A 7676-nucleotide genomic window follows, 5' to 3' on the forward strand; every position below is an offset into this window, starting at 1 on the left:
CGGGCGCGATGGCGCGGTGTCGAGGCCAATCACACCGCCAGCAACGCCGTCACCGCGAGGCCGATGAACACGACTTTGAACGCGGTGTTGACCGCGACGACCTTCGACCCGAAGGAGGGGCCCCAGATGCCGTACTGGAACGGGATGGAGCGTTTGAACGTCGACACCGCGAAGGAGACGATGCCGCCGAGGAGCATCGTCGCCACGGCCTGCCGCGGGGTGAATTCGACGCCGACGAGCGGGGCGATGGTCGCCGCGCCCGCCGTGGTGTCGAGCGCGAAGACGGCGATGACCGGGACGGCCGCACCGGGCAGGCCCACGACGGCCGCGAGGGGGTCCGCGACGTTCGTGAGAGCGGTGAGGTCGTAGGTCCGGGTGAGGACGACGACGAGCGTGTACACCACCACGAGGCGGGGGACGATGCGCCGGAGTTTCGGGAGCGTCCGGTCCCAAGCGTGTTCGACGACGTCGCGGCGCGTCTCCAGGTCGTCGTGTGGGGCACCGCCGTCGGTGGAGGTGGTCGCCGTCGTCGACCGGTCGACGTTCGTCGGGGAGAGCAGCAGGGCGCCGGCGGCGACACCAGCGAGCGTGATGCCGAGTGCGACCAGCGCCCGCGCTCCGACGTACATCACGCCGACTTCGAGGCCCAGGATGGGGATGAGGACGGGGACGTAGAACGTGAAGATGTGCTGGACGAACCCGAAGAACGTGTTGGTGGTGACGGCGACGAGCGTCGCGCGGTCGTCGAGCAGGCCCGACTCGCGGAACTCCGCGAGCATCCCGTAGCCGGCGGTGGTCGAGGCGGCGGTGGTGAGAATCGCCGTGCCGACCTCGTCCGGGAGGTTTGCCGGCCGGGTCAGATACCGCGAGAGGCCGGCGACGTGCTCGACGAGGCCGAAGCCGACGGCGAGGTTCGCGAGGAACACCCCGACGGCGATGAAGACGGCGATGCGTGCCACGCGCGGCAACACGTCTCCGAGGACGACCAGCAGGTCCGCCTGGAGCACGACGGGCGACGCCGAGAGCACGTCCGAGTTTCGGGGGTGCGCGGCAAAATGCGCGTCGGTCGTCTCCGGGCGACGGCCCGTCGCGGTCCCGGCGCGCGTGGACCGCGAACGGCGAGCGACTGCGTCAGAGCGACCCGGCGACGATGAGGACGATGACGGCACCGCCGGCTGCGAGCGACGCGGTCAGTGAGGCGGCGGCAGCGGTCGCACCGGCGTACCGCGTACCGAAGGCGGCGCCGATCACCCCGGCGACGATGAGCGCGACGAGGACCGTCTGCGCCGACACCAGTCCCAGCGCGTCGCCCAACAGCTGGACGGGGAGCGTCACGAGGATGCCGAGAAAGGGGGCGGCGACGTACGGGCGGTCACGGCCGGGGACGGAGAACGCAGTCATGACACGTAGGAGGGAGACCGGTGTCAAAAGGAGTCCGGACTGGCTGGGGAGGACGAGGCTGCGGATCACTGCGTCCGTGTACCGTGCGGTACGTCCGACCGCATCGGTCGTCTCGACACCGGCGGTTCACAGACGCGGGGGGACGCGGTCCACCGACTCGCCGGACCGAGTAACGCGTCTCACAGGGGCCGCTCACACGTACACCTGCACGGCCCCGAACAGCACCAGCACCCCGAGGACGTCCGAGGCGTTCGTCACGAGCGGGATGACGACGTCGTCGGGGTCGAGGCTGAACCGGTAGGCGGCGTACGTCGCGACGAGCGTCACGACGACTGCCAGCACCGCGAGCGCGACGCCGCTCGTAATCGCGACGGCGAGGACCGTCGACAGCGGGAGGCGTGCCGTGCCGAGGAGCGTCGAGAGGAACCACGCGCCCGTCCCGATGAGGGGGAACACGGTCACGGAGAGTGCGACGGTGGCGAGGGCGTTCCCCGCCAGCGCCTCGTCGCGCGGGTCGAACGAGAGCGTCCCGAGGTGGAAGGCGGTCGAGAGGCGGGCCGCGAGGATGCTCCCGAGGTTGCCGGCGGTGCCGATGGTGACCGGCACCAGGACGAGGAGGGTCGGAAACCGAAGCAACGACGACTCGAAGCTCCCGAGGACGAGACCCGACCCGACCTCGACGAGCGTCAGCGCCAGGAGGACGGGGAGCATCGCGCGGGTGATGGCCCGGACCGACCACTCGGTCGGCATCAGCCACCGCCTCCGGCGCCGAGTCCGAGCACGATGCGAACGGCCAGGAGGAGGAAGAGCACGCCGAAGACGTCACCCGTGGTGGTGACGATGGGGCCGACGAGCGTGTCCGGGTCGCGGCCGCGGCGGTAGCCGGCGAAGACGACCGAGACGACGACGACAGTCAGGACCGCCCCCGACAGGACACCGGCGACGAGCGCGATGCCGACGAGCGTCGGGAGCGACGCCACCGGCGTGTCGAGGGCGGTGAGGAGGGCGAAGACGACGACGGAGGCGAACGTCGACGCGAGGAGGCCGTTCGAGATGGCCGCGGCCGCGGCCGCGCCGAGGCGACGGTCGGCCGCCGAGAGGTGCGGTTCGACGAGGCCCTGGTGGAGCGCGGTGGCGACGCGCGCGCCGAACGACCCGTAGACGTTCCCCCGCGTGGCCAAGAGAGCAGGAATGAGCACGAGGAGACCGGGGACCTCGCGGAGTTCCGGGCGCATCCCGCTGAGGACGACGCCCGCGAGAAGCCCACCGAGCAGACTGGCAACGAGCGCGGGGAGCGCCTCCCGGTAGGCGTCGAGCACGACCTCACGGACGGTCATCGGAGACGCTTCACGGTGGAGGGGTAAAAATCGGGCGAGACGGGCGGGGTGTCGGACGGTCCGCCGGGGCCGTCTCACTCCGTCCGGTACCCGCGGTGTCGCGACTCGTCACGGAGGGACGGCCGGCGGTGTCAGGGGACGACGAGGTCGTTCGCGTCGCCGCTCGAGGTGGGGGTGACGGCCGCACGGAGGCTTCGGTCGAGGGGGACGGTGAGCGGCCCGAACGCCCGCCACTGGACGCGACCCTCGCGGAGCAAGAGCGCGTAAATCCGGGCGGGACGGTCGAGGACGAGCGCACGGCGGAACGCGTCGACGTCGGTGTGAGCGGTGAGTGCTCGGACGCCGGGGACGTCGCCGCCGTCGGTGAGCGGCGCGTGGAGATCCTCGGTGAGAGCCTCCTCGACGCCGTCGGGGAACTCGGGGAGGACGAGGAGGTCGTAACACCAGAAGCCGGGGACGGCGTCGGCGACGTCGGCGACGAGGGGGAGCCACGTCTCGGCCTCGCGACTGGGCTGGGGGGCGAATCGGACGAGTAAAAGCGTCGGGTCCGAGCCGACGTCGGTCGGGAGGTACACCGAACGGCCGTCGAGGTCACGGCCGTGGAGTTCGGGGAATCGCATGCGAGAACTACTTCAGCAGCGAGTATAAGCTTTCTCGGCCGGCGCTCGCGGTCGAGCGAGGACGACGGTATCGACGGTGCCCGAATCGTGAGGACTGGTGGGCGCGGCGGTCAGTCGCCGAACGGGCCCATGCCGCCCATCCCACCCATGCCGCCACCGCCGCCCTGGTTCTGCAGCTTCTTCATCATCCGCTGCATGTCGCCGTCGCCCATCCCCTGGAACTGCTTGAGGGTGCGCTCCATCATCTTGTGCTGCTGGAGGAGTTCGCGCACCGTCTCCTCGTCGGTGCCGGAGCCGCGGGCGATGCGGCGGACCTGCTGTGCGCCCACCGACCGCGGGTTCTCCATCTCGCCGTCGGTCATCGAGTCCATGATGACCTCGAACTTTCTCATTCTATCCTGGGTGACGTCCATCGCGTCCTCGGGGAGCTGGTCCTTCAGCCCGCCGCCGAGACCCGGAATCATGTCGAGCACCTGGTCGAGCGGCCCCATCTTGTTCATCGCCTCCATCTGCTTCTTCATGTCCTTCAGCGTGAACGACCCCTTCATGATGTCCTCGGGGTCCCAGTCGTCGTCCTCGGCCTGCGTCTCGGCCATCGCGCGCTCGACGCGCTCGGAGAGCTGTTTGAGGTCGCCCATCCCCAGGAGGCGGGAGATGAAGCCGTTCGGCTCGAACCGCTCGATGTCCTGGACCGTCTCGCCGGTGCCGAGGAAGGATATCGAGGAGCCAGTCTCGTTGACGGCGGTGAGCGCGCCGCCACCTTTCGCGGTCCCGTCGAGCTTCGTGATGACGACGCCGCCGATGCCGATGGAGCTGTCGAACTCGCGGGCCTGTTCCTTCGCGCCCTGACCGATGGCCGCGTCGAGGACGAGGAGGTTCAGGTCGGGCTGGACGACCGACTCGATCTCTTCGATTTCGTCGATGAGGTCGGCCTCGAGCGCGTGGCGCCCGGCGGTGTCGACGATGTGGACGTCGGCGTCCTCGGTCGCTTCCAGCCCCTCTTCGGCGATCTGCACGGGGTCGTCGGCGTCGGGGTCGCCGTAGAAGTCGACCTCCGCGCGCTCGCACATCTGCTTGGCCTGGTCGTACGCGCCCGGTCGGAACGTGTCCGTCTGGATGACGGCCGGCCGGAGCCCCTTCTTCGAGAACCACCACGCCATCTTCGCCGCCGTGGTGGTCTTGCCCGATCCCTGGAGGCCGGCGAGCATGATGGTCTGAGGCTCGAGCGGAATCTCGGTCGAGTCACCGATGAGGTCGACGAGTTCCTCGTAGACGATCTTCAGGACGTGGTCGCGGGCGCTCGTCCCCGCCGGTGGGTCCTCTTCGAGCGCACGCGTCTTGATGGAGTCCGAGAGGTCCATCACGAGGCTCACGTCGACGTCGGCGGAGAGGAGCGACCGCTGAATCTCCTTGACGATTTCCTGGACGTCCTCTTCATCCAGGCGGGATTTGCCCTGGAGCTTGTTCAGCGAGCCCCTGAGCGAACTCCCGAGGTTGTCGAGTACCATCGTATTGCTCTGGGGTACGAGACGGAGGCGGTAAAGGCTTTGTTCGTCGGCTCTCCCCCGTCTCGGGGACAGACAGGACGGAACGGGCGGGACGTGCACATCCGCACTTACTTATCCTTCTCTCGTCAACCCGCGACGTACGATGCTCCAGGTCGGGTTCGTCGTCGGATTCGAGCCGACGACCCTCCTCGCGTACCTCGCGGCAGCGGTGGCGCTCATCCTCGCGCCCGGCCCGGACACCATGTACGTCCTCGCCCGCGGCCTCCAGGGACCCGGCGCGGGCGTCCGCTCCGCGCTCGGCGTCGCGACGGGCGTCCTCGGACACACGCTCGCGGCGGCGCTCGGCGTGAGCGCCCTCCTGAAGGCCGCACCGGCCGCGTTCGCCCTCCTCAAGTACGCCGGGGCCGCCTACCTGCTCTACCTCGCGGCGCAGGCGCTGCGGACAGAGGAGTTCGACCCGACGACGGCCACGGAGGCGGGGGGGAGCTTCCGGCGGGGGGTGCTGGTGAACGCGCTGAACCCGAAGGTCGCGCTGTTCTTCCTCGCGTTCCTGCCGGGGTTCGCCGGGACGGGCCCCGACGCCCCCACCCGGATGGCCGTTCTGGGCGTGCTGTACGCCCTCGTCACGGCCGTCTACCTGTCGAGCGTCGCCCTCGCGTCGAACCGGGCCGGGCAGTTGCTCGCTCGGAGTCGGTTCTCGCAGGGGCTCCAGTACGTCGCCAGCGCCGTGATGGTCGTCCTCGCGGGGACGCTCGTCCTCTAGTCCTCGTTCTCGTCGTCGGCCACGTCGGCGAGCGTCCAGACGTCCACCTCGCTTCCGGTGCCGGGGTCGCGCTCGGCGGCGCTGCCGAACGCCTCGCGGACGAGTGTCTCTGCCTCCGCGAGCGACAGCGTCTCCGTGTCCGTCGCTTCGAGGCCGCCGAGGACGAGCGCCGTCCCGCTCCCGAACGCCATCGGCGGGTCCGAGAGCGTCGAGCCGTCCGCAGAGACAGCCCGCAGGGCCGCCCGTCCCTCCTCGTCGTGCGTGGCGACGACGGCCTCGGCCTCCGTCTCCTCGGCGACGTCGCTCGCGAGCCGTTCGAGCGCCGCCAGCGAGACGGCGTCACGCTCGAACCGGTAGGACCGGAGTTCGCTCGCGAGGAGGTCGGCGAAGCGGTCGATGTCGCGGCCGACGGCCGCGGCGCCGACGTCGGGAGTGAGGTCGAGGAGGTGCGGACGGTCCCGGCTCGCGACACTCCCCCCCCGGACCACCAGACGGTCGCCCGCGACGACGACGCCGTCGCGGCAACGGAGCGCAGCGATGGTAGCCATACGCGAAGGAGACACTCGAGTGACAAAAAGTGGTGTGCCTGCACCCCCGTCGTGCTCGCGGCCGGGTCGTGGCCCGCTTCACCGCTCGCGAGTCGCTCCGGCCTCCGTCGCGGGTGACGGGGCACGGTGTGTCGGCGTCGGACACGAGACGGACGTTCCAGTGGCTCTCGCCACGGCCGAGCCATCGACACGAACGGGAGCAGCGCGTGTTACTCCTCGTTTCCGAGGAGGCTGGCGACGAGTGCCTCGGGGTCGAAGCGTTCGAGGTCGTCGTACCCCTGACCCACGCCCAGGAAGAGAATCGGCTTCCCGGTGACGTAGGCGATGGAGATGGCGGCCCCGCCCTGCGAGTCGGCGTCGGCCTTCGTGAGGATGGCACCGTCGATTTCGGCCGCCTCGTTGAACTTCTTCGCCCGCTGGACGGCGTCCTGCCCGGCGACGGCCTCGTCGACGAACAGCGTCATGTCGGGGTCGACGACGCGGTCGATCTTCTCCAGCTGGGACATCAGGTCGTTCGAGGTGTGGAGCCGACCCGCCGTGTCGCCGAGGACGACGTCGACGTCGTGCGCCTCGGCGTACTCGACGGCGTCGTAGATGACCGCCGCCGGGTCGCCGCCCTGCTCGTGGGTGATGAGCTTCTCGCCCAGGTTGTCGGCGTGCTTTCGGATCTGCTCGTTGGCACCGGCGCGGTAGGTGTCGCCGTTCGCCATGACGGTCGACAGGCCTCGTTCTTCGAAGTACCGGACCATCTTGGCAATCGACGTCGTCTTCCCCACGCCGTTGACGCCGGTGAAGATGATGGTGACGGGCTTGTCTGCCTCCTGGATGCGGGCGTCGAAGTCGAACTGACCGACCGAGATGACCTCCAGCAGGGCGTCCGAGAGCGCCTCGGAGACGAGTTCGGCCGTGGTGTCGACCTGCTTGCGGGACTCGCCGATCATCTTCTCGCGGATGGTGTCGAGGATTGCCTCCGCGACGTTCATCTCGACGTCCGATTCGAGGAGCGCCATCTCCAGTTCCCAGAGCGGGTCTTCGAGGTCCTCTTCCTCGATGATGATGCGCCCCGTCGCGAAGGCCTTGGCTCGCTGGAGGGTACTAGCGCTCTTGGCCTCCCGCCCGCCCGCGGCCTCCTCGACGGCCGACTCGACGCCCTCGGCCGCGAGCGCCTCGTCGGCCGCCGAGTCCGAGAGGTCGACGTCCTCGGGAACGTCCTCGGCGTCGCCGGTGACCGCCGTCTCGGCGTCCTCCGTCGGGTCGGGTCCGGTCGGTTCCTCGGCCGTGTCAGCCGACTCGGCAGACGCGGCCGTTCCGACGGCGTCGGACTCACTACGGTCGACAGCGGCGTCGGACTCGTCCGCCTCGGCGTCGGTGTCGGTCGACGGCGTGTCCGCCTCGGCGTCGGTGTCGACCGCCTCGTCGGTCCCGGTCGTCCCCTCGGCCGTGGGTTCCACGTCGGCATCCGCATCGGCGTTCGCCTCAGCCTCGGCTTCGGCCTCTGC

General features: G+C 69.9%; 9 protein-coding genes. 1 reads left to right on the top strand and 8 read right to left on the bottom strand.

What is annotated here, in order from left to right; translation table 11 throughout:
• Positions 1-29: 29 nt before the first annotated feature.
• The 6 genes from ACESK5_RS04575 to ACESK5_RS04600 form a co-directional block, all read right to left on the bottom strand.
• A complete protein-coding gene (locus tag ACESK5_RS04575; protein WP_372910374.1) occupies positions 30-1007 on the bottom strand; it encodes a nucleoside recognition protein in 978 nt (325 codons plus the stop codon).
• Between the two features lie 124 nt (positions 1008-1131).
• Complete coding sequence (locus tag ACESK5_RS04580; protein ID WP_372910365.1) at positions 1132-1401, bottom strand: hypothetical protein; 270 nt, start codon at positions 1399-1401, stop codon at positions 1132-1134.
• 192 nt (positions 1402-1593) lie between these two features.
• Positions 1594-2151, bottom strand: a complete 558-nt coding sequence (locus tag ACESK5_RS04585) for a magnesium transporter (protein ID WP_372910366.1) — start codon at positions 2149-2151, stop codon at positions 1594-1596.
• Positions 2151-2738 (bottom strand): magnesium transporter, encoded by a 588-nt coding sequence (locus ACESK5_RS04590; protein ID WP_372910367.1) that lies wholly within the window; start codon positions 2736-2738, stop codon positions 2151-2153. The genes ACESK5_RS04585 and ACESK5_RS04590 overlap by 1 nt, the downstream gene beginning before the upstream one ends.
• A gap of 131 nt (positions 2739-2869) precedes the next feature.
• A complete protein-coding gene (locus ACESK5_RS04595) occupies positions 2870-3358 on the bottom strand; it encodes a hypothetical protein (protein WP_372910368.1) in 489 nt (162 codons plus the stop codon).
• Between the two features lie 110 nt (positions 3359-3468).
• A complete protein-coding gene (locus tag ACESK5_RS04600) occupies positions 3469-4866 on the bottom strand; it encodes a signal recognition particle protein Srp54 (RefSeq protein ID WP_372910369.1) in 1398 nt (465 codons plus the stop codon).
• A gap of 142 nt (positions 4867-5008) precedes the next feature.
• Between ACESK5_RS04600 and ACESK5_RS04605 the strand changes: the two genes are divergently transcribed.
• Positions 5009-5629 carry a LysE family translocator gene (locus ACESK5_RS04605; protein WP_372910370.1) on the top strand — a complete coding sequence of 207 codons (621 nt, stop codon included), beginning with the start codon at positions 5009-5011 and terminating at the stop codon, positions 5627-5629.
• Here ACESK5_RS04605 and ACESK5_RS04610 read toward each other — a convergent pair.
• A complete protein-coding gene (locus tag ACESK5_RS04610; RefSeq protein ID WP_372910371.1) occupies positions 5626-6177 on the bottom strand; it encodes a 20S proteasome subunit A/B in 552 nt (183 codons plus the stop codon). The two genes, ACESK5_RS04605 and ACESK5_RS04610, sit on opposite strands and share 4 nt — an antisense overlap.
• 209 nt (positions 6178-6386) lie before the next feature.
• Positions 6387-7676 (bottom strand): signal recognition particle-docking protein FtsY (gene ftsY / locus ACESK5_RS04615; protein WP_372910372.1); only part of this gene is annotated, 1290 nt, incomplete at its 5' end.

This window comes from Salinigranum sp. (assembly GCF_041641895.1).
Lineage (GTDB): Archaea > Halobacteriota > Halobacteria > Halobacteriales > Haloferacaceae > Salinigranum.